Below are 24,801 nucleotides of genomic sequence, written 5' to 3'. Positions count from 1 at the left end.
ATTATAAGTTGAGGTAATTGATGCCGGAGATAGGAGTTGAACCTACGACCTTGGCATTACGAATGCCCTGCTCTACCAACTGAGCTACTCCGGCAATTGGCTTAATAGTATAAACTACTTAGATGCCTAAAGGGATTTATATAGAGAATTTTATTTTTATGCTACTCAAAATAAATAGCTAATAGATATTGAGCGATGAAAAAAAATGATCCACTCTCTGATTCCGATAAAGCCTTATTCCAAGAGGCTGTGGAGGGGATATCTCCGCTGGAGCAAAATAGAATTTTCCCCTTCAAAAAATCTCTATCCCCTATTCCATACCAATTTCACCAAGATGAAATGCTAGTTTTTAAAGATATGCTCTCTGATTCCTTTCAAGCTACAGAGATAGAATCTGGGGAAGAATTGATTTATTTTCGTCCAGAGCTAGGTAAACGGCAATTAAGAAATTTACGCCAAGGAAAATTTAGTATTTCTGCTGAGCTTGATCTTCATGGAATGAATGTACCTACTGCTCGCTATGAACTTACTCAGTTTTTAGGGAACTGTAAAAAAAGAAATATTCGTAGTATACGGATTGTTCATGGCAAAGGGTTAGGCTCTTATCACAAAGAACCCATCCTTAAAAATAAAGTAAATACTTGGTTGCAGCAACGAGACGATGTACTTGCTTTCTGTTCTGCCCGTACTTTTGATGGAGGGACAGGAGCAGTTTATGTACTCCTTAGGCGATTAAAGCCTCGTTAGCCTAACCAATAGCGTGCATTTTGAAACATTCGTAACCATGGTCCATTACTACCCCAATTTTTAGGGCACCAAGAATATTGAGCAGTAAGAAATACCCGTTCAGGATGAGGCATCATAATGGTAAATCGACCATCATTATTAGTAAGCCCTGTAATTCCTTGTGGTGAACCATTTGGGTTAAATGGATAATTTTCTGTGGATTGTCCGTAATTATCTATAAATCGAAGGGCTATATTCTGACTGGCTATGCTCGCCTCTATGCTTTCTTGATCTTTAAAACGGGCATACCCTTCTCCATGGGCAACCACAATTGGAATTTTAGAATTTTCCATACCTTGAAAGAATAGAGAGGGAGAGTTTAGCACTTCTACAGTTATCAATCGAGCTTCAAATTGTCCAGAATAATTAGGTATGAATTTTGGCCATAACGTAGCACCCGGAATAATTTCTTGTAAATAAGAGAACATCTGACAACCGTTACATACACCTAAAGCGAAACTATCTTTTCTGATAAAAAAGGTAGCAAATTCATCATAAGCAAGAGGATTCATCAAAATAGTATTAGCCCAACCACGACCTGCACCGAGTACGTCTCCATAGGAAAACCCACCGCAAGCAACTAATCCTTTGAAATTAGAAAGGCTAACTCTTTTTTTCAAAATATCACTCATATGTACATCTATGGCAGTAAACCCCGCACGATCAAAAGCGGCTGCCATTTCAATGTGACCATTGACACCTTGTTCTCTTAAAATTGCAATAGGAGGACGTGCTCCAGTAGCAATATAAGGAGATGTAATATTTTCTGCTGGATTAAAAGTAAGTACTGGATTTAGTCCAGGGTTATTTTGATCTAATAGAGAATCAAATTCTTGTTGGGCACAGTCTGGATTGTCTCGTAGACTCTGCATATGATAGCTAGTTTCTGCCCAGATTCTTTGATAGTAGATTCTGTCTTTCTCCAGTACTACCCGACCATGAAAAGAAAAGCTAAGTTTATCGTTAGTATCAAGATTACCTAAGAGGTAGGTATCATTTCCTAATCCGTGTTGGTGTAAATAAGTTAATACCTGTTCTTGATCTTTATACTTAATCTGAATAACTGCACCGAGTTCCTCATTAAAAAGAACAGATAACAAATTATCTGTATTTAAAGCGTCTAAAGCTATTTGAATACCACAATGACCAGCAAATGCCATTTCACATAGGGTAGCAAATAATCCACCATCGGAACGATCATGATAAGCAAGTAGTAGTTCTTTATCATTAAGGTGTTGAATAGCGCTAAAAAAACGAATCAGTAAGCTAGAATCATCCAGATCTGGAGGAACGTACTCAGTTGTTTGGTTATGGACTTGAGCGAGTGCTGTACCACCAAGGCGATTTTTTCCTTGCCCTAAATCAATAAGTAATAATAGGGTATCTCCCACATCTGTTTGTAGTTGAGGAGTTAGAGATTTCTGCACATCAGACACTGGTGCAAAAGCACTGATAATTAGAGAAAGAGGCGCTTTCATCACTTGCTCTTTACCCTCTTGTCTCCAAGTAGCCCCCATAGACAAAGAATCTTTTCCCACAGGAATAGTGATTCCTAATTGTGGACAAAGCTCCATGGCTACTGCCTTTACCGTATTAAATAAGGCAATATCTTCTTTTGAATCTCCGCAAGCAGCCATCCAATTTGCAGATAACTTGATTTGATTTAAGCTATTGATAGACGCACTTGCAATGTTAGTAATGGCCTCTCCTACTGCCATACGCCCTGATGCTGCTGGATCTACAAGGGCAATCAGAGGTCGCTCTCCTATAGACATAGCCTCTCCAATATGACCCTGATAACTTGCTAAAGTGACCGCACAATCTGCGACTGGCACTTGCCAAGGGCCTACCATTTGATCTCGAGCAACTAATCCAGTAATTGATCGATCTCCAATCGTAATTAAAAAACTTTTACTAGCAACCGAAGGAAGGCGAAGTACCTTTTCAGCAGCTTGAAATAAGGTAATTTCATTATGTTGTAAGGGAGTAAGACGATAAGTATATTTCTGAAGAATATTCTTAGTCGTTTTTGGTGGGTTACCGAAAAGCAGATCCATGGGAATGTTCACCGAGTTATTATTAAAGTAGGAATCAGAGACAATTAATCGTTCCCGCTCAGTAGTTCTACCCACTATTGCCCAAGGACAACGCTCCCGCTCGCAAATATTTTGAAATAGATCAATTTGATTAGGATTAACAGCTAACACATAGCGCTCTTGGGCTTCATTACACCAAATCTCCAATGGAGATAAATTGGGTTCATCACTAGGAATTTCTCGTAATTGAAATTCTCCCCCCCTATGACTATCATGTACCAATTCAGGTAAGGCATTAGATAACCCACCAGCTCCCACGTCATGAATAGATAAGATAGGATTTTCATGACCTAATGCAGTACAGCGATCGATTACTTCTTGGCAACGTCTTTGCATTTCAGGGTTACTCCGCTGGACAGAGGTGAAGTCCAAAGACTCATCCCCTTCTCCTGAAGCTAAACTAGATGCTGCCCCTCCTCCTAGACCTATCAGTAATGCCGGACCTCCAATCACAATTAAAGGAGTCTCAGCCGGTAAGGATTTTTTTTGTACTGCTGTAGGACGAATATTGCCTATTCCTCCTGCGATCATAATCGGTTTATGGTAGCCTCTAAGCTCTGAATCACCTCCTCTAGATATTTTTTCTTCAAAAGTACGGAAATAACCACATAAATTGGGTCGCCCAAATTCATTATTAAAAGCAGCAGATCCAATAGGTGCAGCTAACATAATATCTAGAGCTGAAGCCATCCAGCTAGGTTTACCATAGTTTATTTCCCACGGCTGCTTAAAATTTGGAATATGCAAATTGGAAACAGAAAATCCAGCTAACCCTGCTTTAGGCTTTCCTCCTTGACCGGTCGCACCCTCATCTCTGATTTCTCCTCCAGATCCGGTGGCAGCTCCAGCAAAAGGAGAAATAGCGGTGGGATGATTATGGGTTTCTACTTTAATTAGTACATGTCGTTCTTCTTCTTGATAACTATAATTGGAGGCTCCTAAATTACCTACTATAAAATGAGGTGCTTTTCCCCCAGCGATCACAGCTGCATTGTCTTTATAAGCGGATAAAATACCCTCCGAATAAGATTCATAGGTAAAACGAATCATTTCAAATAGGCTTCGTTGCTGTAGTTGATTTTCAATCACCCAAGCAGCATTAAAAATTTTATGCCGGCAATGCTCAGAATTTGCTTGAGCAAACATCATCAGCTCTATATCTGTGGGGTTACGTTCTAATGCTTGATAACTCGTAATTAGATAATCAATTTCATCATCTGTTAAAGCAAGCCCCATTTTTTTGTTTGCTTCTTTAAGGGCATCTTTCCCATTACTTAAAATATCTATCGTGGCTATTGATCTTGGCTCGTAGAATTGAGATATATTTGGTACTTCTTGAATATTATGAAAAACCTTTTCAGTCATCCGATCATGAATGAGTAAATTTAAGATATTAAGCTGAGATGGTAAAAGATTGGCTTGATTACTTGTATAGAATAAATAAATCAGTCCTTTTTCTAGCCGTTTAATTTTAGTTAAACCACAGAGGTGGGCAATATCTGTAGCCTTACTTGACCAAGAAGAAATTGTTCCCGGTCGTGGGATAACTATAAGTTGATTTTGAAGCTGGTTTTCTGAAAAGATAGGAAGACTTTCAGCCTCTAATAGCTGTTTAAGCTGACTGCTTTCTTGATCAGATAGAGATTGAGCAATATCACAATAATAAAAATATTTTACTTCCACTGAAGTAATATCTATTACACTATCCTGTAGCTGAGCTAGGAGTTTTTTAAGACGAAAGGAAGAAAATGCAGTTTGGCCGTATAATTGCAATATCATGATTTATATTCAGCGTAAGACTTACTATTTTGCTAATAGAGCTTTTTGAAATGATGAAATCTAAAAACAATTCAAACAATCCATTGGAATCTCCTATACCTGTCCCAAGTCTCCTTCGCCGCTTCTGTGCTATTTTTTACGATAGTGTATTGCTGGTGTTTATGCTTTTTCTACTCACCACTTTTATTACTTTACCTTTTAGACAAGGAGAAGGTATTGAATCTGGAAATATACTCTATCAAGTATATCTCATATCTGCCACCATCATTTTTTTCAGTGCTTTTTGGATTTATAGAGGGCAAACGATAGGAATGTGGGTCTGGCGGATTAGAGTACAACAATTAGATGGTAGCAATATTACTTGGTTACAAGCTTTGTCTCGTTTTGGGCTGTCTTTAATTTCGTGGTCACTGTTAGGTATCGGATTTTGGTGGGCACTCTTTGATAAAGAAAACAGAGCTTGGCACGATCGTTTTTCTGAAACCCAGCTTATCTTGTTACCTAAACCTAGTAAACCCGACGCATCATAATCATCCCAATCCCCAAGCTTAAAAAAGAAGGGAAAGCAGCACTTAAAAACAAAGGAAACCCAAATACGATTCCTACCTGATTAAAAAGGCGATTAAAAAGAAAGAAACCAATACCAACCAAAGCACCGACTAAGATTCTCTGCCCCATACTCACCGAACGTAAAGGACCAAATACAAATGGGATAGCTAGAAACATCATAATAAGCGCATTAAAAGGGGCAACAATCTTGCTCCAAAAAGCCTGTTGATGCCGATCAGTGGCTTGCTTATTCTCTCTTAGATATTTGATATAGTGATGTAGTCCCCAAACAGAAAATTCATGAGGATCAACCATAACAACTTGTAATATCTCCGGGTTTAATCTCGATTTCCAAATTGCCTCTGGTACATGGTTAATAATAACTCTCTTTGAGAAAATACGCCGCTGGGTTACTTCCTTTAAATGCCAGCCATCATTAAGATAAGTAGCACGAACCGCCTGAGTAATGTTTCTAAGCTTGTGTTGCGGATCGAATTCAAAAATTTCAATGTCTCTATATTCACCACTAGCTAACACCTGACCAATACGATTAAAAGTATCTCCAGTTCGAGTCCAAAACCCTTCTTTGCTTTGCTCGCTAGGAACACTCACTTTTGTAAGGGATCGTAACTTATCCGCGGCCCGTTCTGCAGGAGGAGCAATAATTTCTCCTATAAGTGCAGTCATAACGACAAAGATCATCCCGGTAGATAGGGCAGATTGAATAATTCGTCCTATGGAAAATCCAGCAGATCGCATTGCAATTAATTCACTTTGAGATGCCATATTACCTAGTCCTAAGACACTACCCAATAAAACTGCTACGGGGAGTAAATCATAAATATGCTGTGGGATAGAATATAGGGTGTATTTAATTGCATGGGAAATTTCGTAGGATCCATGACCTACATCTTCAAGCTCGGTAACAAATGATAAAAACGTATGAAGAGATATAAGTACAAGTAAAACAAGAAAGGTATAATGGATGATGGCTTGCCCTAAATAACGATCCAGTATTTTCATTTTTTATTTTGAAAAATACTAATATGGCGTAGTAAGTAAAATAGAGATTGAAGTGCCCCTAAAAAATTAAATTTTGGCAAGCTACTACGTAGCCAACTTAGTATTTTCTGTAAAGGTCGGGGCGGCCAAAGGGAGACTAAGACAAGCATCAACATGACTATATGTACCCACCATAGACCAAATATGGTAGAGACTATCCCCTTATCTATCCAATGCCTTGCTATTCCTATGGTATTACTATAGATAAGATAAGTAACAATTGCAGATACTAACCCTGAGTAGCGTCCTTTTCGAGGCTCGTAGCGTGTTAGAGGTACTGCAAACATCACCAATAGTAAAGTCGAGATAGGCATAGATAAGCGCCATTGCACTTCTGAAATATCATTAGGAGCACCCATTATCCATAGCTTTAGTGTAGGAATAGTTTTATGACGAATGTTAAATTCACGCTCTCCTCCTTTTCTTACTAATAATCCGTGGCGAGCATAGCGGGAGATTCGCATACTATTATCAGCAGTAGGAAGATCATAGCGATATCCATCCTCTAAAATTAAGTTTTTATTCCCATTTTCCTCATCAGTCTCGAGATGCCCTTGTTTAGCTCGAAAAATAACTTTTTGATCAGGCTGCTGCATTTGAATAAAAATATCTTTCATCACTAATTGATCCTTACTCAATCTCTCTGCATAAAATATTCGCTCTCCACTATGAGTCTTTTTAAAATCTCCTGCCACTAACCCTGTGGTTTCTGCAGCAAGCAGTGCTTGTTGTTCAATACGATAACCACGAGCTAAGGCAAGGGGGGCTAAATATAAAGAAATAGTACCTACTACCATTGCAAGTAATACTCCAAAAATAAGCATTACTCGCAAAAGATGATTACGCCCTACTCCGCAGGCATATAAAGCGATCGTCTCACCATCATTCCCCATTCGGCCCAGTACCAAAATCACTGCTAAAAAAGCAGCCAAAGGTAATAATAGAACAAGTGCACCTAAAGATTCATAGCTCGCAAGAGAAAGCACAGTACCTGCTGGGATATCTCCTCGGGCTGCTTTTCCTAAAAAATGGATAAAACGAAGGCCGCCAAAGATCAGCATTAAAATTAAGGTAGAAGCAGCTACATTTAGGCTTAATTCTTTAAGGATATAGCGATCGATAAGAAAGATTCTAAGCATTTTTCACATTATCTATGAAAAAACGATTAAACTTTAGGAAAGACACAATAACGCATCCTAGGAGTGCATCATGGACTATAATATCGTTTACGGCACTGCAGACAAATTACACACCCCTGCACTTATCATAGGGATTTATGAAGATGAAAAACTTTCTCTTTCTGCTCAACATATTGATAAAGTAAGTTGTCATTATTTATCTAAATTAATCACCCATGGTGATTTTACTGGAAAAATAGGGCAGACTTTATTACTTTTTTCCCTTCCTGGCATAGGAGCAGAGCGAGTCTTACTCATGGGCTGCGGTAAAAAAAACGAATTTGATATAAATAAATTACGTGAAACTTGGCTAGCTACAGTAAAAACACTCCAAAAAACTGGTGCTAATAAGGCTACTGCCTGCCTTTTAGAGCTAAAAAACGAAAAACAAGATAGTGCACAATGGGCAAAATTAATTGTAGAAACTGCTGAGTATGCCCTATATCACTACGATCAAACAAAAAGTAAAAAGGACGCCGATTCATCTAAGCTCGAAAAGATTTCTTTATTATTAGAAGAAATTACACTGCAACCCACTATTGATCAAGGTATTACTTGGGGAAAAGCCATAGGTAAAGGAGTAAAACTTGCTCGAGATCTGGCTAATCTTCCTGGGAATATCTGTACCCCTACCTATTTAGCTGCTTCTGCCTGCAAAATTTCCCAACAATATAGAGAGCATGTACAAATACAAGTTATTAACCAAGATGATATGGAAAAACTTGGAATGGGAGCTTTGCTTTCAGTAGCTAAAGGCAGTATAGAGCCACCTAAATTTATAATTCTAGAGTACAAAGGAACAAAACAGGATGAACAACCTATTGTCTTAGTGGGTAAAGGAGTAACCTTTGATTCTGGAGGTATTTCGCTTAAACCTGCTGATCGCATGGATGAGATGAAATACGATATGTCCGGTGCTGCAAGCGTTCTTGGCACAATTAAAGCGTGTGCAGAACTTAAACTACCTATTCACGTAGTAGGGATTACTCCTAGTGTAGAAAATCTTCCAAGTGGTAAGGCGAATAAACCAGGTGATATTGTTACTAGTCTTGCTGGGAAAACCATAGAAGTACTCAATACGGACGCAGAGGGGCGGCTGATTTTGTGTGATGCTCTTACTTATAGTAAACGTTATCATCCAAAAACAGTTATTGATATTGCAACCTTAACGGGAGCGTGCGTTATTGCTTTAGGGGCTCACCCTAGTGGTTTATTAAGTAATAATCAAGACCTCGCTAATCAACTGATTGCCGCAGGGGAAGTTAGTGGTGATCGAGTTTGGCAGCTTCCCCTTTGGGAAGATTATCAATCTCAATTAAAGAGTAATTTTGCTGATATAGCTAATGTAGGTGGTAGAGAAGCAGGGACGATTACTGCCGCTTGTTTTCTCTCTCGATTTACTGAAGATCTATGTTGGGCACATTTAGATATTGCAGGTACAGCATGGCTTGGAGGGAAAGAAAAAGGAGCAACTGGTCGCCCTGTATCCCTGCTTACTCAATACTTAATCCAGTCTGCTCAAGAAAAGAAGTAATGCGTAGTTATGAGACAGATCGATTTTTACCTACTCAATAGTAATAAATTAGGAGAAGATAAGCGATTTGCCTGTAAACTTACTGAGAAAATCTATCACTTAGGGCAAAAAATCTATATTTATACCGAAAATAAAGATCAGGCACAAAATATAGATAATTTATTATGGACTTTTCGCCAATCTAGTTTTGTGCCCCATAGCATGATTGTGGATCATAATGGAGAAATTCCCATATCTCCCGTATTAATTGGGTATCAAGATAAACCAAACATACCAATAGATTTATTAATTAATTTATCCTTACAAGTACCAAGTTTCTATAAAGACTTTCAACGAATCGCAGAAATTATACTTCAAGATGAATTAAACCGCCAAGAAGGTCGTAAACGCTACCGCTATTACCGATCTCAAAGCTATGAGTTAGTAGCCCATGAAATCAAGGTATAGATAAAGCAGATTGTAATAAATTCATTGCGGTTTGGCCACCATTTGTCTTTACATAGTCAGTGACTATAGGCATAAATTGCTTAATCATTTCTGGAGAAAGGTTAAGTTTCTTAAATGATTCAGAGAGTAATGTCATGTTTTCCAAAGAGTTACTTTTACCTATTAGTGCTGCTAACTTCCCTTCTGTTCCAGACCCTAATTTAGCGATAGGTGCAGCAGCTATCATGCTATCTATTCCGGGTACTGACTGAGATAAGCTTTGGAAAGCCTGTGGTTTCATATTGTTTTGTGCTGCACGAAAGATAGCCCCTGATCCTCCTAATGCTTGCTGTGGAGAAATGTTTAACTGATTAGTCAAGGCACTTACTAGTTCTGATGCCCCTGCGACTAAAGCGCTGCTAAAACTATTAATAGAAAAAAATAAAGTGAGTACGAATAGTATTTTGTGCTTAATAGGGTACATAAATAGGTATTTTTTTTAATTAGAAATCTTCAAAATAGCATTTAATTTTTCTTTAAGTAGCGGGTAAACCAGCATACTACCAGCAGTAGTTAAATGATCCTGATCCCGATATAAAAACTGCCCACTCTTAGTCCAAGGGCAGATTTTAGAATCGCATAATGCTTCATCTGTATTTAGAATATAAGCGTTAGGGAAATAAGGGATAATTTTTTCTAGAATTTCATTGACTTTTGCTTGATTCTGCAAATGCGCTTTTAATGAGATTGAAAATTTGTTTAGATTCTTCTCTAAAACATCGCTACTCTTAAAGCTATTGAACCGCAGTACACTAAACGGGGGATCTTTTTTTTGCCATGGATTATCTTCTAACAGAAGTATAGGAATATCTAAAGTGCTATAGTAAGAAAGAGTGTTTGTCAATCCATATTTGAAGTACTCTATATCATCTTGTAAAACTATCTGCTCATGAATAGCTTTTAGCCCTTCAATTTCATCTCCAAATAATTTTAGCTCCCTATTATAAGCCATCCAGCGAGCTACTAGAATTATAGCCGCAGGTTTTTGATCTTTAACAAATTCAGATACTTTCTTCCCGAGATCTAAGCAATACCAATTATTTTCTAACCCTAAAACTTCTATTCCTAATAAGAGTAAGCAAGTATTTGCATTAGTGTTTAGCACACGAACATGATTTTCTTTGCCATAGTGATCAAGAGCAGGAATTATACTTCGAATATGACTATCGCCGTAAGTCATGATCCAAGTCTCGGCTTGAGGATCCCCTAGGGTACAAAACCACTTCTCTGGGTAAGTAGCTTTTCTATAGAGATTAGAGCATCTCTCTACTATTGGGTTTGAAATAGTTGATCGAATGTACTCTCCTGCTCGATCATCAAAGATTTTAAAAGGTCGATGGGATATTCCCTCTTTTTGAAAAATCACCAGTCCAGCAACTCCAATAATTACTACACTAGTCAGCAAAACTAGAGTAGATTTCCCCTTAGCCGTACTACGAATAGGTTTCTCTAAGTATTTATAGGTCAGCCACGCTAAAAGAAAAGAGAGTAAAGGGGCAGCAATCTTTAGAGCATGACGATAAAGCTCATTACCTCTAATATCCCCTACAATCACAATAAAAAAAGACCATAAAGCCCAATGCCATAAATATAACGGATAACTGATTAAACCAACCCAAATCGCAATAGGAGAGGAAAGCACATAGCGATTAATCACACTATCAGGCCCTGCATTAATCAGTAGTACCGTACCTAGGATAGGTAAAAGAGCATAAATCCCAGGAAAGGGATAATCTGGATGTATCGTGATAAAGCCAATGAGGATTAACCCTAGCCCTAGCCAAGATTGTAGCGAAGAGTATTTAGGAAAAAGAGACTGTCGGCTGTAATGAATTGCTCATGCAAGATAGGCCCCTGCCATCAATTCCCATGCTCGGGTCGTAGGAAAGTAAAAATCAATGACCTTATCATAATAGGCATAGCCAAGATTAATAAGAAAAGAGAGGCTAATAATTATTGTGATGGATCGAGTTAGCGACCAACCATAGTGAAGAATAGCCCAGAGTATGAGGGGCCAGAAGATATAAAATTGCTCTTCAACAGATAAACTCCATAAATGAAGCAAGGGTTTTTGAATGGAGGAGAGATCAAAGTAGCCCGATTCGCTCCAGAGCATGAAGTTTTGAATAAAACCTGCACTAGTGGCAATATGTTGACCTAATTTTTGATATTCATTTTCAAGGTAAAAAACCCAACCAATGATAAGAGAGAAAAGCAGAATAACAATAAGTGCTGGGAAAATTCTTCTGATACGCCGTTGATAAAACTTGATAATGCTAAAGCTATGGGTTTTAAATTCTTTTAAGAGGATACCGGTGATGAGATAGCCGCTGATGACAAAGAAGATATCTACGCCAATAAAGCCTCCAGTTAATAAGCTTTTAGCATATTCATAGTGATAGGCAATTACTGCCAGTACGGCCAGTGCCCTTAGCCCATCAATATCTGGACGGTAGGTATATTTATGAGCGGTGTGCATTTTGTTTTAGGTAAGGAGTTTTGTTAGTTGTAACTTTTTGCTATTTTTTCTTTATTTTATGGGTTTATAAGGAGTGAAACCCTTCCTAGAGGTTACAAGATAAACAGAAGTTAAGGCACTATAGTAATTGGGCCTGAAAAATAGCGCATAATCTTTTCGCTAACACTTCCAAGTAGCAATGATCGAATTTTAGAAAGCCCTCGCCGTCCCATTACAACCATGGCATTTGGATGATCTTCTAGATAAAGTAAAATTTCTTCAGCAGGATCGCCAATAAGTGTTTTCTCTTCAAAATTACTTGGCTTACCGCCAAGAGCCTCATATATTCTAGCAAAGGCTTTTTTAGATCTTTCTTCCTTAATTTGATCTATATCCTCCTGATTTTCATAACTAATAGTCACTAGACCTAATCCAAAAGTATCATCTACTCCAATAGGCTTCTCATTGATAGAGAAAACGTGGATAAGTATTACAGGCGTTTTTGCAACTTCAGCTAATTTAGCTGCAAAACTAGCTGCATTCTGGGATCCTTTTGATCCATCTACTGGAACAACGATAGAGCTAAAATGAGTATCCATAGACAATCCTATCCAGGGCGCCCATCTATTCTAGATTTCCATAATATGGGCGTGTAATAATATAAAAAGATGAGATAAGCAGCAACCCAGAGTCCACCTGCTAAAAATAGTGCTACAGTAGATACCTGCATAGGTAATAAAGGAGCACTTACACGAGTAATTGCCGCTAACGTAATGAAAATATAAGATTTTAACATCCCATGAGGGAGTTCCATAGGTCTTCCTGTATGGCCAAGTGCTACTCGGGACATCATTCCTAGAATAAGAGTACCCATGGCACCTGTTGCAAGCATATGCAGGGCTATGTTTCGATAATCATCAATTAAATAGGAAGAATTCAGGCCTTTAGCAACCAGTCCCGCACAAATCCATAAATAACCTAAATTTAAAATCCAGAGCAAAGGGTGAGGAAAAGTTTTATGCCAGCCCCAACCTAGTAGACGAATAAAGTTTAAACTACCCGCAGCAATTCCTAGATAGCCTGCATATTTTTCCATGCTAGGAATAGTCTCTATTATTAAAAACACTGCTGTAGTAGTTAATGCTAGATGGTTTAACCAAGTAAGCTGGTAGATTTTAACACCAGGTAATCTATTTTGGGTAAATGCGGGGATAACTCGACCACCAATAATTACCATTAGTAGAGTAACTACATTAATTACAGTTTGTAATACAAAAGGAATGATCCCCATGGAAAGATAGCCCATCCAACTTAAATGAAATAAAGTGTTACAGATAATGAGCCCACCTAGTATAGCTAAAATTCCCATATTCCTAGTATTACGGGTTGCAATAATGGGTCTACCTACAAAAAAGAGTAGACAAGGAACAAAAGCTGTATCAATGATAGCAATCGCTATATCGGGTATGTTATTTGCTAAGAGCATAACAACTCGCCCAGCTATCCACACTATCAGTAAGAAAAATAAGGAGAATCCACTGGCGGTAGGTCGCCCAGTCCAACTTTTAACTGCAGTTAAAAGAAATCCAGCAATAATTGCAGATACAAATCCAAATAGCATTTCATGAGCATGCCAATAAGGTAAGGGAAGGTTAACATTATATTCAACACCACTAAGCAGTAAAAGCCATAAAACCATCCAAGCACAGCTCGTTACTGCTCCGAACCAAAAAAATGGACGAAATCCAGTTGCAAAAAATACCCATGGTTTCTTTTGTTGAGATTCAGAAGCAGGATTAAGTGAAGACATAAATGCTAAACTCCTGTAAATACCAGCCTAAATTATAACCATTCTTATTACGGTTAACTTATTGTAATAAAAAGAAAAATTTGAAATACTAAAGATAATCTAGTAATCTAAGGTCATTAGTAAAAAATGCTTAGCTATGGAGTATAACACTATGAAAGGTAACACACAGATTATTAGTTATTTAAATAAAGTGCTGAAAAACGAATTAACGGCGATTAATCAATACTTTCTACATGCACGAATGTTTAAAAATTGGGGATTTAAAAAATTAAATGAATATGAGTATAAAGAATCTATTGATGAAATGAAGCACGCTGATAAATTAATAGAGCGAATTTTATTTCTAGAAGGTCTTCCTAATCTTCAAGAGCTGGGTAAGCTCTTTATTGGTGAATCTCCAAAAGAAATGCTTGAATGCGATTTAAAGTTAGAGTTTGATAATTTGCCTATACTAAAAGAAGGTATCGCTTACTGCGAAGAGCAAAAAGATTATGTTACTCGTGAATTGTTTGAGGAAATTCTAGAGAGCGAGGAAGAACATATTGACTGGTTAGAAACACAACTAGATCTAATAGAAAAAGTAGGGCAACAAAATTACTTACAATCTCAGATGTCATGATTCTATTTGTGAGCCCTGATAGATAGTTTTCAGGGCTTAATTTTCATTAAAGCTCTTCAGATTGCAACATATTTATATGATCTACATATAAATTCAATAGTTACTCCCCAATCTGATTTGTTTGATATGATCCTTGATCATACCCGATAAGGTGAACCTTATCCTTTTTTTCTGTAATACTTTTTTAAACCTTGTAGCTAGGATTACGCTAAATTAGTATTAGATCTAATGCCATTGTAGAAAGTGAGGCTAGCATTTTTCTAGATCTACAGCAGTACTATAAGCCGAAACGCATATTCCTGTTGCGTTAGTAGATATTAGATCAGCCTCTCTAACTACTCTAAATTCGTGAGCAATCTCATTTGTTGATATATGAACCATTTTTTCTCTTTCATTAATTCATTATTTATGTTTTTTATTTATGCGTATAATTAATATAACTAAATGAGAGTTCAAACTATCCAATATTCTTATTTATAAAGCATCCCTTTTAAGAGTATATTTGCTCTGAAATAAATCTAAACGCCTTGTATAGATATTGATTGTTTCCAACAATAATGACTGAACGCAATAAAAAATCAGAAGATCACTTATTTAAAAACTGTAGTGCTCCAATCGGTGATTTTCATTTCGATAAAGCAACTGCCTCTGTTTTTGATGATATGGTGAATCGCTCTGTACCTTTTTATTCTGAAATGCAGCGGATGGCAGGAGAAATTGCTACAGATTTTGCAATTCCGGGATCCTCTTTATTTGATCTTGGTTGTGCAACAGGTACTACCTTGCTACAGCTCGATTCTGTGCTGCACCCTGATGTTTATTTTATAGGGGTAGATAATTCAGAGGATATGCTGGAGAAGGCAAGACAGAAATCCTCATTGCAAAACAGTACCCGAAAATATAAGTTTATTGCTGCTGATCTACACCGAGAGCGAGTTGTAGAAAATGCTTCCGTAGTCATTATGATTCTTACCCTTCAATTTATTCGCCCTTTATATCGCACTCAGATGATTCGCAGCATCATAGAAGGGATGAGGTCGCAATCTTGCTTGATCATTTTTGAAAAAATTACCGTAAACGACAGCTTATTTAATCGGCTCTTTATCAATTATTATTACAATATGAAAAAGCAGCAAGGCTATTCAGAAGTAGAAATTGCAAGGAAGCGAGAAGCACTAGAGAATGTATTGATTCCTTATCGCCCAGAAGAAAACCGTGAACTTCTTGTGGAGGCGGGGTTTACCCATATTGAGGAGTTTTTTCGCTGGTATAATTTTAGCGGAATTTTAGCAGTTAAATAATTTTGTATGAATAAAGAGCAAAAAACCCTTTTTATCCGCTATGGAGATTTTATTTTTAAATACCGAAATGGTGTTTTTCCAATTATTTTAGCAGTTTTATTTTTAAGTTTTCCCCCCATAAATTCAGATGATGTTCGTATCAATCTAGCTGTTATTTTATTTGGTCTTTTTGTTTATCTCTTCGGAGAAGGAATTCGAGTAATGACCATTGGGCTAACCTATATTAAGCGAGGAGGAAAAGATAAACAGGTTCATGCAGATAATCTTATTATGGAAGGATTTTTTGCCCATTGCCGAAATCCTCTATATTTAGGGAATTTATTTATATACTTAAGCTTTTTCATTATCCATGGCAATATTTGGGTATATATTTTAGGTATCCTGTTTTTTCTTATCACATATAACGCTATGGTAGCTGCTGAAGAGTTTTTTTTACAACAAAAATTCAGCACCATCTACATAAAATACTGTAGTCAGGTAAATCGATGGTTGCCTAACATTACTGGGTTAAAAGATGCTTTTAAGCAAATAACTTTTAATTGGCGCCAAGTTATTGGAGCAGATTATAGTAGTGTCTATAGTGCAACGATGGTGATACTTCTTACTACCTATTATAAACAGATAGGCTTAGAGGATTCTGCGATTGTCCTCTCTGCTACTCAATTATTAAAGATTGGAATTGTACTCACAAGTACGATGGTAGTTACTAAGCTTTTAAAGAAGAAAGGTTATTTATCTAAAAATCGATAGGTTGCAAGTACTGGCTTGTGATCTGAGGGAGCGACATTATTAATAAAAAAATCTACGGCATCACAATTCATAGGCTTTAAATTTCCTCGATGTAATATCCAATCTAAGGTTTCTGGAACATGAAATAAGGTAGGCATAGTAGGACGGGTAATGTGTGGGGCACGCCCTAGAGCACTAAAACAGTCAGTTAGGCCAGCTTCTCTGAGTATTTGTAGAGGTAAAAAATTGTCGTTTAAATCTCCCATAAATAATAAGGAATCTTGAGGAGAAGTAAATTGATTTAACACTCTAATCGTGTTTTGTGCTTGGGTTATTCGAATATTAACTCCATCTTTACGCTCCTGTTTGTTTCCGGACCAAGTATAGTGTGCCGTTGTAACAAGTAGTGGTGGCATGTCTAAATACTTAGGTTGTAATTTTACCCAAAACAAACGGCGCCATTTTTCTAAATGACCTATTTCTTCAGCGCCATAGACAATAAGGTTAAAGAGGGCCTTATTCCAATAAATATTTCCTTCCCTAAACCATCCTTCAAAAGAATCCTCTACTCTTTGGTGATTAGGTAGGGTTTGATCTAGTAAATTTCGGCTTTGAGGACATAATTCTTGCAAACAAAGGATATCTGGCTGATGGAGGGTAATAAATTGATGAAGAGATTCTTTACGAGAATCCCAATATTTATAATTCCATAAATTATAAGTACCTACGACAAACCTTAGAGGAGTAATAGGCACCTAAATATAGTGATGATCTTGAAACCAATGAATAGCATCTGCAATGGCTTCTTGGGCAGATCTATGAGTATACCCTAATTCTTGCTCTGCTTTTTTGCTAGAGAAAAACATATGTTTTTTTGCCATCCGCACACTATCAATAGTAATCATAGGCTCTTTTCCATAGGTGAGATAAGCCCAACCTTGGACAAGATAAGCAATAGGTAAAACGATATAGTGAGGAAGTTGAACTTTAGGAGGATTACGGTTTGTGATGCGAGCAACAATTTCTAAAATCTCCTGTAGATAAAGATTTTCACCACCTAGAATGTAACGCTCACCTGTTTTTCCTTTTTCAAAAGCGAGTAAATGTCCCGTAGCCACATCATCTACATGAACTACATTAAGCCCTGTATCTACATAGGCTGGTATTTTTCCGGAAGCTGCCATCGTAATAACTTTCCCTGTAGGGGTGGGTTTAATATCTTGAGGGCCAATAGGCGTAGAGGGATTCACAATCACTACATCTAACCCTAAGGATTTTATTAATTTTTTAACTTCTTCTTCTGCAAGAAATTTTGATCTCTTATAATGCCCAATCATCGTCTCAAGACTAGAGGGAGTATTTTCATCTGCTGGGCTATGATCTGGATTAATACCAAGGGCAGCTACACTGCTAGTGTAAACGGTTCGCTTTACTCCTGTTTGTGCAGCAGCAAGAAGGATATTTTTGGATCCTTGAACATTATTATCATAAAACTCTTGGGGGTTGCGAGACCATAATCTGTAATCTGCTGCCACATGGAACAATGATTGGCAACCTTGGAGTGCTTTTTCTAAGCTTTTTGGATCTCTAAGATCTCCTTCAAAAATCTCTACTGGAAGATTATCTAAATTAGCACGGTTACTACTAGGGCGGACCAGTACTCGAACAGTTTCCCCTAAATTTACTAACTGCTTGGCAACTGCTGATCCTACAAATCCTGTAGCTCCTGTTACTAAACTAGTCATGATGATTAATGACCTAGAGGGATACCGTAAATAAACATAATTTGGTTCTCACCAGGATTACGTTTATTGATACCGGCACTGGAGATATGACCAAATCTAAATCCAACCCGATGTCCTGCAGTCATTCCATGATCAAACTCGTAAGCAAACTCGATTCCTTCATGAAAATTAAAGATACCTCCAAGATCTTTACTTCCTCCTTGACTGTATCCTCCTACAGAGAAAAATGGAGTGATTACAATATTATAGAATTTATAATCTCCATAGATACCTCCATAGCCGAAAACACCTCCATCAGTATTTGCCAGAATACCTGCCATAGGTGCTACAATGCCAAAAAACTTTTTACCAAAGCGCCATTCAGCAAATGCAGAAGGTGCCATTTTAGAATGCACTGTATCAAAACTACCAATACCAAATCCTAAGCGACTAGGTTCCTCTTTGATCCAATTTTTCGCAAGCCAGTCACTATCCTTAACATAATCGACTAAATCATTGTCTTCACCTCTACTTCTGGGGTTAGACTTCATGTCTTTTTCGTAGCTACTACTAGACTGTGTATCTTCTTCATAGCTACTGCTGGATTGTGTGTCTTCTTCATAGTTTAAATCTTCACTATCGCTGTATTCCATTCTTTTTTCATAGTCTGAAAGATTAATACTGTGAGTATCCATAGTTGGGGGCGTATCTTCTACTGCTCTTGCATATGCAAAACTACTCCAAGAAAGGAAAGCTAATATAATAGTTTTCAAAAGTAACTTCATTAATTATTACCTATTTTATTTACATACATAAGGTAGTATCTTGACTATTATCTCTACCCTTTCTTAGTATCGTACTTAATTTTTACCTTCAGTAGCAGGTGGTGAAACATTTCTGTTACTAATATTTCTGTCTGACTGTTGTTTGTCTATTTTTGAATTAAGATCACTAGCAGTAGCACAGCAAGAAAGACAATCTGGTAAGCAAGTATAATAATATTTATCAGAATTGTCTTGATTTACACTACCTATACTACTCTTAGTAGTAGCAATTCCGTCTACATTGGAACAATCTCTATTCTTCTTAGTCTCATTTAAAAGATCGCAAGCAGAAAGATTTACAATAATTAAAATAACAACTAAACAGGCCCTCATCTCTTCGATTTAATAATTTTAGATACTTAGAAACATAATTAAGATTAATATAGTATTGAATGAAGGTAGAAGGAAGTAAAAACTTCATTGAAGCAAACTAATTTCAATATTATTTATTTTAATAAAAATTTTAAGAGGTATTTATGGCTTTAGATTGGTTAAAAGGTAAATTTAATGAAGTTTCTGCTAACCTGAAAGCAGAGGTTACTAAAATTAAAAATAGGGATTTATTAGAAGGTATTGTAGCAGGCTGTACGATGGTTGCTTATGCCGACGGTATAGTTAAACCAGAAGAAAAACAAAAAATGATGGGTTTTTTGAGATCTTCGGATGTACTTTCTGCATTTGATACAAGAGAAATCATCGAGTTGTTTGAAAAGTATTCTCAAAAATTTGATTTTGATCATACATTTGGTGAAGCAGATGCACTTCAGGTTATCGGAAAACTCAAAAAAAAGGAATCAGAGTCTAGGTTATTAGTTCGAGTCTGTTGTGCTATTGGAGCATCTGATGGAGATTTTGATGATACAGAAAAAAATGTAGTGAGAAAAATTTGTGCAGATTTGGGTTTAAATCCAGCTGATTTCGATCTTTAGAGAGAGCAAAAATATGTCAGTAAATTTACAAAAAGGACAAAACGTATCCCTGAGTAAAGAAGCACCTGGGATTAAAGAAATTAATTTTGGTTTAGGCTGGGATGCACGTTCCACCGATGGTGCTGATTTTGACTTAGATGCCAGTGCTCTTATATTGGGGGAAACTAATAAAGTCCTAAGTGATTCTCACTTTGTTTTCTACAATAATACTGCAGATCCTAGTGGAGCAGTAATACATACAGGGGATAACCGAACAGGAGCTGGAGAAGGAGATGATGAGTGTATTTCAATAAATATCTCTAAATTATCACTTGAGGCAAAAAAAATTGTGTTTGTAGTTACAATCCATAAAGCAGAGGAAAGAAAACAAAACTTTGGTCAAGTTAGCCATGCTTTTATTCGAGCCATAAATAATTCAGATCATAGCGAAGTAGCTCGCTACGATTTATCAGAAGATGCAAGTATTGAAACGGCAATGATTTTTGGCGAACTTTATCGTCATGGAGAGGAATGGAAATTTAAAGCTGTAGGTCAAGGCTATGCAGGGGGATTAGCAGGAGTTGCCAAAGATTTTGGTGTAACTGTTGGCTAGGGATAATTGAGATTATTTCCTTAGACTTAAAGAAATACGCTGGTAATTTTTATCTAGCGTATTTTTTATGTCTCAAATTATTTATCTAGCTGCTGGAGTATTAGAAATAGAAGTTCATAGGGCTGAACTTCCCTTAGATAATTTACTTAGTTTTGCCTCTCGCACTAACCCTAAACGAGGTTATTTATTTGTCTCTAAAGTTTTAGGCAAGCATCTTCCTTGTAAACCTTCAGTCATGCGGGATATTTATCAGCGTTTAGGAAGGTTTCTTGTAGCGGCTAAAAAACCTATGGTAATAATAGGTATGGCGGAAACTGCAATAGGTTTAGGTGCTGGAGTAGCTCATGATTTGGTTCAAAATATCCAGCATAGCGATATTATTTTTCAGCAAACTACTCGGCATCAACTCTCTGCAGAAGTATGGATTCGTTTTGAGGAGGCACATAGCCATGCTCCAGGACATATTCTCTATCGTCCTTTATCCAGATTTCAAGAGCAATTCCACTATGCTAAGACTCTTGTTTTAGTAGATGATGAAATTAGTACAGGTAATACTTTACTTGCTTTAGGAAAACAACTAATCAAAGTATTACCCCATATTTCTCAAGTTATTATTGTTTCTATTGTAAACTGGCTCTCTGATAGTCAAAAAACCTTATTTGAACAGTTAAATAAACCTGTTGCGTTTATAAGCTTACTAGAGGGTCGCTTTGTATTTACTCAGAATCTAAAATTTAACCCTAAACTACCTTGTCAACCCAAAAAAACACAACCAATAATACAAGCCCAACAATATACAGGGCGAAGAGGAATAAATTTCAAGGAATCAAAACTAATTGAATGTCCTTCTCCTAAAACAAATAAAGTATCTATTATTGGTACGGGAGAGTTTCAATTTCAACCTTTTTTATGGGCAGAAAGGTTAGAACAACAAGGGTTTGATGTACTTTTTCAAAGTACTACTCGATCTCCTATTGAAACTGGTCATGTTATTCATAGTAAATTAAGTTTTAAAGATGAATATAGGGAAGGTATTGATCACTATTTATATAACCTTCCTAGAGATCGGGAAACAATTATTGCATACGAATCTTTAGGGTTAGTTGGCAACCATAATTTACCAGGGATAATAGCTGGTACAGTATGGGAGTTTAGTTAAGGATAAAAGATATATATTCAACTTACGGTAAGCTTCTACTTGATCAGTAAGATAAACTAAAAATAAACTTTATCTGTGAATCAGATACTAAAAAATAAATTTGTACCCCATCTTTTTACTGGCAGTTACCATCCAGATGACTGTCAATTTTTACTCACTCCACTACAAATAGAAGCATTATCTATTTTAGAGAAAGAAAAATTAATTCAATCAGGAAAAAAACACTATTCAGAAATGATAAGTGCAGAATCTCTACCTAGTCCTTTATATTTTAAGCTTTTTAAAAAATTAACCCTACAGTATAAAAAGCGTTTAGCAAGAGAGGTAATTAGCCTTGCCTACCATATTGCTCAAACCTATCCTACACCTATTACTTTAGTATCTTTAGCACGTGCAGGGACACCCATTGGGATTTTATTACAGCGGGCTTTAAGTCGGCATCTACATATGGATTCTCAGCACTATTCAATTTCTATTATTCGAGATCGAGGAATTGATCAACAAGCCCTTAATTTTTTACTTAATACGCGTCGTCGTCCAGCAGAAGGCGTAGTATTTATTGATGCGTGGACTGCAAAAGGGATAATTACGCAAGAATTTAAACAAGCAATTGCTGACTGGAACCAGCACCACTCTAATGACCAACTAAATAATAATCTTTATGTTATTTCAGATATAGCAGGTGTTGCAAATGGTGCTGCTACTTATGAAGATTACCCTATTCCTTCAGGAGTTCTCAATGCTTTAGTTTCAGGTTTGATCTCCAGAACCATCTTAAATGATCATATTCAAACTGGTCAGTTTCATGGCTGTATCTATTATGATCATTTACAGCCCTATGATTTAAGCAATTGGTTTATTAATGAAATAGAATCTGAAATAGATCCTAGGCAAATTAAATCTTTATCTTTTAAATCTCGCATAGATCGATTTTACCAAACTAAGCTTTACTTAGAGAAGTGTACTAAAGAATATGGCATTGAAAATATTAACTACATTAAACCCGGTATTGCAGAGGCGACTCGGGTTATATTACGTCGTATTCCAGAAAGGATTTTATTGAAAAACCCTGATTCTAATCAGGTAGCTCATTTAGTCTTCCTTGCAAAGGAAAAGCAAATAGTTATTGACCATAAGCCGGAAATGCCATTTGCAGCTATGGCATTTATTAAAACTATTAATTAGCGTGTCTACTCATTTTTGCCACTATATGGCATTGGGTGCAACTTTATATATACCGGCTACTCGAACAGATATGGATCAAATTCTTAACCAAAAAAAACAATTAAGGATTCGTTCAATTATTATTTGCACTGAAGATGCCATTTCAGAAGAAGATTTGGTTCCAGCACTCGCTAATATACAATCTGTATTGACTCAAATCCGCCCCTCTCCTATCTTGAAATTTATTCGTCCTCGTAATCTTAAAGTATTTACCCAACTAATAAGGATGCCTGGAATTGAGAATATCAATGGCTTTGTATTGCCTAAAGTGGATGAAAGCAATCTATTATCCTATGGGGAAATTGCTGCTCAAAGGCTTACCTCATTTTTAATGCCTACTATTGAAACAGATTTAGCATTTAACCGGAATCGTCTTGACGTGTTTAGAGAGAGGCTAGCAGAACTTGCTAACCCCATTCTTTGTTTAAGAATTGGAGGCAATGATTTATTAGGGTTACTGAAGTTAAAGCGACCTAAAAATCACACGATTTATGATACCCCGCTACGAAATGTAATTAATGATATTATTCTCACGTTTCGCCCTGCAGGTTATGAACTAGCCGCACCTGTATTTGAATATTTCAATAACCATAAGATATTACAACAAGAAATAGTATTAGATATGATTCATGGGCTATTTACCAAAGCAGCAGTGCATCCTTCACAAGTTGCAGTAATAGAATCTAGTTATCGGGTATGTAAGCAGGATCTAGATTTAGCAAAAATAGCTTTACAAGAGAAAACTACAGCAATTTTCAAACTTAATGAACAAATGGTAGAGCCCAGTACTCATCGATTTTGGGCAGAAGATTTGTTGCAGCGTGCTAAACATTATGGAGTATGCTGTCAGCAATTGTAATTAGATAAAAGTATGTTCTGACACTAAATTAATAAACTAATTAAATATATGACATTTCTTATTCAACACTTTAAATACTCTCTGATTGTTACTGCTATTGGCTTAAGTGCTGCTTTCCTATGGGGGGGCTTAACTGGGGTATTCGTTGTCGCTATTTTAGGAATCCTTGAAGTAAGCTTATCTTTTGATAATGCGGTGGTGAATGCCTCTGTACTCAAGGATATGCATCCTGTCTGGCAACAGCGTTTTTTAACCTGGGGTATTTTAATTGCTGTGTTTGGAATGCGATTACTTTTTCCCATTGTAATTGTGACTGAAACATCTGATTTAGGGATGATTGAAGTGGTAAAAATGGCGTTAGGAGATCCTGATCGTTATTCAGAACACCTTATCGCAACACACGCAGAAATATCTACTTTTGGAGGCATGTTTTTGCTTATGGTATTTTTATCATTTCTCTTTGATGAAAAAGAGCTGTACTGGTTAGGTGCTATAGAAGAAAAATTAGCAAAGATAGGGCATATTAAATCTAATGAAATGCTTATTTCATTAGGTATTTTATTGATTGTGCAACATTTTTTACCTATAGATCATAAACTTAGTAGTCTCCTTTCCGGGGTAAGTGGTATTTTCTTGTTTTCTTTAATCCATACTGCCTCTGAATTATTTACGGAGAAAGAAGGGGAGGTAATGGCTTATACGGCAAAACATGCAGGAATTATGGGTTTTCTCTATCTTGAAGTGCTAGATGCTTCTTTTTCATTTGATGGGGTCATTGGTGCCTTTGCTATTACCAAAGATATAATTATTATTATGTTAGGTCTTGGGATAGGCGCTATGTTTGTTCGATGCTTAACCGTTTATTTAGTAGAGCAAGGAACCTTAGATGAATATGTATTTTTAGAGCATGGTGCTCACTATGCTATTGGGGCATTAGCCTTAATTATGTTGATGAGTACCCAAATTGAAGTACCAGAAGTCATTACTGGTTTAATTGGTGCTACCTTTATTGGGTTAGCGTTATTTTCTTCCATTAGATATAAGAAGGATTTACCGCCCCAAGAACAAGAAGAAACAACTTAATTATCTATTTTCTTTATTCT

The 24,801-nt window shown here is 36.7% G+C and carries 25 protein-coding genes and 1 tRNA gene; 13 read left to right on the top strand and 13 right to left on the bottom strand.

Annotation, left to right across the window (positions count from 1 at the left end):
* Positions 1–21 precede the first annotated feature (21 nt).
* Positions 22–94, bottom strand: a tRNA-Thr gene (locus OOL07_RS03750).
* A gap of 101 nt (positions 95–195) precedes the next feature.
* On the opposite strand from OOL07_RS03750, the gene OOL07_RS03745 reads away from it, so the two are divergent.
* A complete protein-coding gene (locus OOL07_RS03745) occupies positions 196–747 on the top strand; it encodes a Smr/MutS family protein (protein ID WP_264695082.1) in 552 nt (183 codons plus the stop codon).
* On the opposite strand, the gene purL is transcribed toward OOL07_RS03745, so the two are convergent.
* Entirely contained in the window at positions 744–4,658 is a 3,915-nt protein-coding gene (gene purL / locus OOL07_RS03740) for a phosphoribosylformylglycinamidine synthase (protein WP_264696325.1), read from the bottom strand. The two genes, OOL07_RS03745 and purL, sit on opposite strands and share 4 nt — an antisense overlap.
* Before the next feature lie 53 nt (positions 4,659–4,711).
* On the opposite strand from purL, the gene OOL07_RS03735 reads away from it, so the two are divergent.
* On the top strand, positions 4,712–5,191 hold the full coding sequence (locus OOL07_RS03735; protein ID WP_264695081.1) for an RDD family protein: 480 nt from the start codon (positions 4,712–4,714) through the stop codon (positions 5,189–5,191).
* Here the strand turns inward: OOL07_RS03735 and lptG are convergent.
* Together lptG and lptF are read right to left on the bottom strand one after the other, a co-directional pair.
* The gene (lptG, locus tag OOL07_RS03730; protein ID WP_264695080.1) at positions 5,169–6,233 is read right to left on the bottom strand and encodes an LPS export ABC transporter permease LptG; all 1,065 of its coding nucleotides are present in this window, start codon (positions 6,231–6,233) and stop codon (positions 5,169–5,171) included. The two genes, OOL07_RS03735 and lptG, sit on opposite strands and share 23 nt — an antisense overlap.
* The gene (gene lptF, locus OOL07_RS03725) at positions 6,230–7,411 is read right to left on the bottom strand and encodes an LPS export ABC transporter permease LptF (RefSeq protein WP_264695079.1); all 1,182 of its coding nucleotides are present in this window, start codon (positions 7,409–7,411) and stop codon (positions 6,230–6,232) included. The genes lptG and lptF overlap by 4 nt, the downstream gene beginning before the upstream one ends.
* A 70-nt stretch (positions 7,412–7,481) precedes the next feature.
* Here lptF and OOL07_RS03720 point away from each other — a divergent pair, with 70 nt between their 5' ends.
* Together OOL07_RS03720 and OOL07_RS03715 are read left to right on the top strand one after the other, a co-directional pair.
* The gene (locus OOL07_RS03720) at positions 7,482–8,984 is read left to right on the top strand and encodes a leucyl aminopeptidase (RefSeq protein ID WP_264695078.1); all 1,503 of its coding nucleotides are present in this window, start codon (positions 7,482–7,484) and stop codon (positions 8,982–8,984) included.
* Between the two features lie 9 nt (positions 8,985–8,993).
* Positions 8,994–9,431, top strand: a complete 438-nt coding sequence (locus OOL07_RS03715) for a DNA polymerase III subunit chi (protein ID WP_264695077.1) — start codon at positions 8,994–8,996, stop codon at positions 9,429–9,431.
* Here the strand turns inward: OOL07_RS03715 and OOL07_RS03710 are convergent.
* The 5 genes from OOL07_RS03710 to OOL07_RS03690 all read right to left on the bottom strand — a co-directional run bounded on the left by OOL07_RS03710 (position 9,421) and on the right by OOL07_RS03690 (position 13,738).
* Positions 9,421–9,894: a DUF2780 domain-containing protein gene (locus OOL07_RS03710; RefSeq protein ID WP_264695076.1), complete on the bottom strand. Its 474-nt coding sequence runs from the start codon at positions 9,892–9,894 to the stop codon at positions 9,421–9,423. The genes OOL07_RS03715 and OOL07_RS03710 overlap by 11 nt on opposite strands.
* 15 nt (positions 9,895–9,909) lie before the next feature.
* Positions 9,910–11,127, bottom strand: coding sequence for an acyltransferase family protein (locus tag OOL07_RS03705; RefSeq protein ID WP_264695075.1), 1,218 nt, complete (start codon positions 11,125–11,127; stop codon positions 9,910–9,912).
* A gap of 180 nt (positions 11,128–11,307) precedes the next feature.
* Complete coding sequence (locus OOL07_RS03700) at positions 11,308–11,949, bottom strand: acyltransferase family protein (protein WP_264695074.1); 642 nt, start codon at positions 11,947–11,949, stop codon at positions 11,308–11,310.
* Between the two features lie 110 nt (positions 11,950–12,059).
* Entirely contained in the window at positions 12,060–12,527 is a 468-nt protein-coding gene (locus tag OOL07_RS03695; protein WP_264695073.1) for a universal stress protein, read from the bottom strand.
* Positions 12,528–12,535: 8 nt separating this feature from the next.
* A complete protein-coding gene (locus tag OOL07_RS03690; protein WP_264695072.1) occupies positions 12,536–13,738 on the bottom strand; it encodes an NnrS family protein in 1,203 nt (400 codons plus the stop codon).
* A 151-nt stretch (positions 13,739–13,889) separates the two neighbouring features.
* Between OOL07_RS03690 and bfr the strand changes: the two genes are divergently transcribed.
* The 3 genes from bfr to OOL07_RS03675 all read left to right on the top strand — a co-directional run bounded on the left by bfr (position 13,890) and on the right by OOL07_RS03675 (position 16,408).
* Positions 13,890–14,357, top strand: coding sequence for a bacterioferritin (gene bfr / locus OOL07_RS03685; protein WP_264695071.1), 468 nt, complete (start codon positions 13,890–13,892; stop codon positions 14,355–14,357).
* Positions 14,358–14,914: 557 nt separating this feature from the next.
* Positions 14,915–15,658, top strand: a complete 744-nt coding sequence (cmoA, locus tag OOL07_RS03680) for a carboxy-S-adenosyl-L-methionine synthase CmoA (RefSeq protein WP_264695070.1) — start codon at positions 14,915–14,917, stop codon at positions 15,656–15,658.
* Between the two features lie 6 nt (positions 15,659–15,664).
* Positions 15,665–16,408, top strand: coding sequence for a methyltransferase family protein (locus OOL07_RS03675; protein ID WP_264695069.1), 744 nt, complete (start codon positions 15,665–15,667; stop codon positions 16,406–16,408).
* On the opposite strand, the gene OOL07_RS03670 is transcribed toward OOL07_RS03675, so the two are convergent.
* From OOL07_RS03670 to OOL07_RS03655, 4 genes are all read right to left on the bottom strand, one after another.
* Complete coding sequence (locus OOL07_RS03670; protein ID WP_264695068.1) at positions 16,387–17,142, bottom strand: endonuclease/exonuclease/phosphatase family protein; 756 nt, start codon at positions 17,140–17,142, stop codon at positions 16,387–16,389. The two genes, OOL07_RS03675 and OOL07_RS03670, sit on opposite strands and share 22 nt — an antisense overlap.
* A complete protein-coding gene (gene hpnA, locus OOL07_RS03665) occupies positions 17,143–18,132 on the bottom strand; it encodes a hopanoid-associated sugar epimerase (RefSeq protein WP_264695067.1) in 990 nt (329 codons plus the stop codon). It lies immediately after the preceding gene.
* A 5-nt stretch (positions 18,133–18,137) separates the two neighbouring features.
* Entirely contained in the window at positions 18,138–18,896 is a 759-nt protein-coding gene (locus tag OOL07_RS03660; RefSeq protein WP_264695066.1) for an acyloxyacyl hydrolase, read from the bottom strand.
* Between the two features lie 75 nt (positions 18,897–18,971).
* Positions 18,972–19,268, bottom strand: a complete 297-nt coding sequence (locus OOL07_RS03655; protein ID WP_264695065.1) for a hypothetical protein — start codon at positions 19,266–19,268, stop codon at positions 18,972–18,974.
* 143 nt (positions 19,269–19,411) lie between these two features.
* On the opposite strand from OOL07_RS03655, the gene OOL07_RS03650 reads away from it, so the two are divergent.
* From OOL07_RS03650 to OOL07_RS03625, 6 genes are all read left to right on the top strand, one after another.
* A complete protein-coding gene (locus tag OOL07_RS03650; protein ID WP_264695064.1) occupies positions 19,412–19,864 on the top strand; it encodes a tellurite resistance TerB family protein in 453 nt (150 codons plus the stop codon).
* Between the two features lie 13 nt (positions 19,865–19,877).
* Complete coding sequence (locus tag OOL07_RS03645) at positions 19,878–20,456, top strand: TerD family protein (protein WP_264695063.1); 579 nt, start codon at positions 19,878–19,880, stop codon at positions 20,454–20,456.
* Positions 20,457–20,523: 67 nt separating this feature from the next.
* Complete coding sequence (locus OOL07_RS03640) at positions 20,524–21,615, top strand: phosphoribosyltransferase domain-containing protein (protein WP_264695062.1); 1,092 nt, start codon at positions 20,524–20,526, stop codon at positions 21,613–21,615.
* A 75-nt stretch (positions 21,616–21,690) separates the two neighbouring features.
* Positions 21,691–22,800, top strand: a complete 1,110-nt coding sequence (locus OOL07_RS03635) for a cysteine protease StiP family protein (RefSeq protein ID WP_264695061.1) — start codon at positions 21,691–21,693, stop codon at positions 22,798–22,800.
* Position 22,801: 1 nt separating this feature from the next.
* Complete coding sequence (locus tag OOL07_RS03630) at positions 22,802–23,698, top strand: HpcH/HpaI aldolase/citrate lyase family protein (RefSeq protein WP_264695060.1); 897 nt, start codon at positions 22,802–22,804, stop codon at positions 23,696–23,698.
* Positions 23,699–23,746: 48 nt separating this feature from the next.
* Entirely contained in the window at positions 23,747–24,781 is a 1,035-nt protein-coding gene (locus OOL07_RS03625; protein ID WP_264695059.1) for a DUF475 domain-containing protein, read from the top strand.
* Positions 24,782–24,801: the final 20 nt, after the last annotated feature.

Origin of the sequence: Candidatus Nitrosacidococcus sp. I8, from assembly GCF_945836005.1 — a bacterium.
Taxonomy (GTDB): Bacteria; Pseudomonadota; Gammaproteobacteria; order Nitrosococcales; family Nitrosococcaceae; genus Nitrosacidococcus.
This window is presented reverse-complemented; position numbering and strand designations above follow the sequence as displayed.

What these genes read in the sequence shown, in the direction of transcription:
- OOL07_RS03745 (WP_264695082.1), top strand. Translation starts at nt 196, where the DNA reads ATGAAAAAAAATGATCCACTCTCTGATTCCGATAAAGCCTTATTCCAA.
- OOL07_RS03735 (WP_264695081.1), top strand. Translation starts at nt 4,712, where the DNA reads ATGATGAAATCTAAAAACAATTCAAACAATCCATTGGAATCTCCTATA.
- lptG (WP_264695080.1), bottom strand. Translation starts at nt 6,233, where the DNA reads ATGAAAATACTGGATCGTTATTTAGGGCAAGCCATCATCCATTATACC.
- lptF (WP_264695079.1), bottom strand. Translation starts at nt 7,411, where the DNA reads ATGCTTAGAATCTTTCTTATCGATCGCTATATCCTTAAAGAATTAAGC.
- OOL07_RS03720 (WP_264695078.1), top strand. Translation starts at nt 7,482, where the DNA reads ATGGACTATAATATCGTTTACGGCACTGCAGACAAATTACACACCCCT.
- OOL07_RS03715 (WP_264695077.1), top strand. Translation starts at nt 8,994, where the DNA reads ATGAGACAGATCGATTTTTACCTACTCAATAGTAATAAATTAGGAGAA.
- OOL07_RS03710 (WP_264695076.1), bottom strand. Translation starts at nt 9,894, where the DNA reads ATGTACCCTATTAAGCACAAAATACTATTCGTACTCACTTTATTTTTT.
- OOL07_RS03700 (WP_264695074.1), bottom strand. Translation starts at nt 11,949, where the DNA reads ATGCACACCGCTCATAAATATACCTACCGTCCAGATATTGATGGGCTA.
- OOL07_RS03695 (WP_264695073.1), bottom strand. Translation starts at nt 12,527, where the DNA reads ATGGATACTCATTTTAGCTCTATCGTTGTTCCAGTAGATGGATCAAAA.
- OOL07_RS03690 (WP_264695072.1), bottom strand. Translation starts at nt 13,738, where the DNA reads ATGTCTTCACTTAATCCTGCTTCTGAATCTCAACAAAAGAAACCATGG.
- bfr (WP_264695071.1), top strand. Translation starts at nt 13,890, where the DNA reads ATGAAAGGTAACACACAGATTATTAGTTATTTAAATAAAGTGCTGAAA.
- cmoA (WP_264695070.1), top strand. Translation starts at nt 14,915, where the DNA reads ATGACTGAACGCAATAAAAAATCAGAAGATCACTTATTTAAAAACTGT.
- OOL07_RS03675 (WP_264695069.1), top strand. Translation starts at nt 15,665, where the DNA reads ATGAATAAAGAGCAAAAAACCCTTTTTATCCGCTATGGAGATTTTATT.
- hpnA (WP_264695067.1), bottom strand. Translation starts at nt 18,132, where the DNA reads ATGACTAGTTTAGTAACAGGAGCTACAGGATTTGTAGGATCAGCAGTT.
- OOL07_RS03660 (WP_264695066.1), bottom strand. Translation starts at nt 18,896, where the DNA reads ATGAAGTTACTTTTGAAAACTATTATATTAGCTTTCCTTTCTTGGAGT.
- OOL07_RS03655 (WP_264695065.1), bottom strand. Translation starts at nt 19,268, where the DNA reads ATGAGGGCCTGTTTAGTTGTTATTTTAATTATTGTAAATCTTTCTGCT.
- OOL07_RS03650 (WP_264695064.1), top strand. Translation starts at nt 19,412, where the DNA reads ATGGCTTTAGATTGGTTAAAAGGTAAATTTAATGAAGTTTCTGCTAAC.
- OOL07_RS03645 (WP_264695063.1), top strand. Translation starts at nt 19,878, where the DNA reads ATGTCAGTAAATTTACAAAAAGGACAAAACGTATCCCTGAGTAAAGAA.
- OOL07_RS03640 (WP_264695062.1), top strand. Translation starts at nt 20,524, where the DNA reads ATGTCTCAAATTATTTATCTAGCTGCTGGAGTATTAGAAATAGAAGTT.
- OOL07_RS03625 (WP_264695059.1), top strand. Translation starts at nt 23,747, where the DNA reads ATGACATTTCTTATTCAACACTTTAAATACTCTCTGATTGTTACTGCT.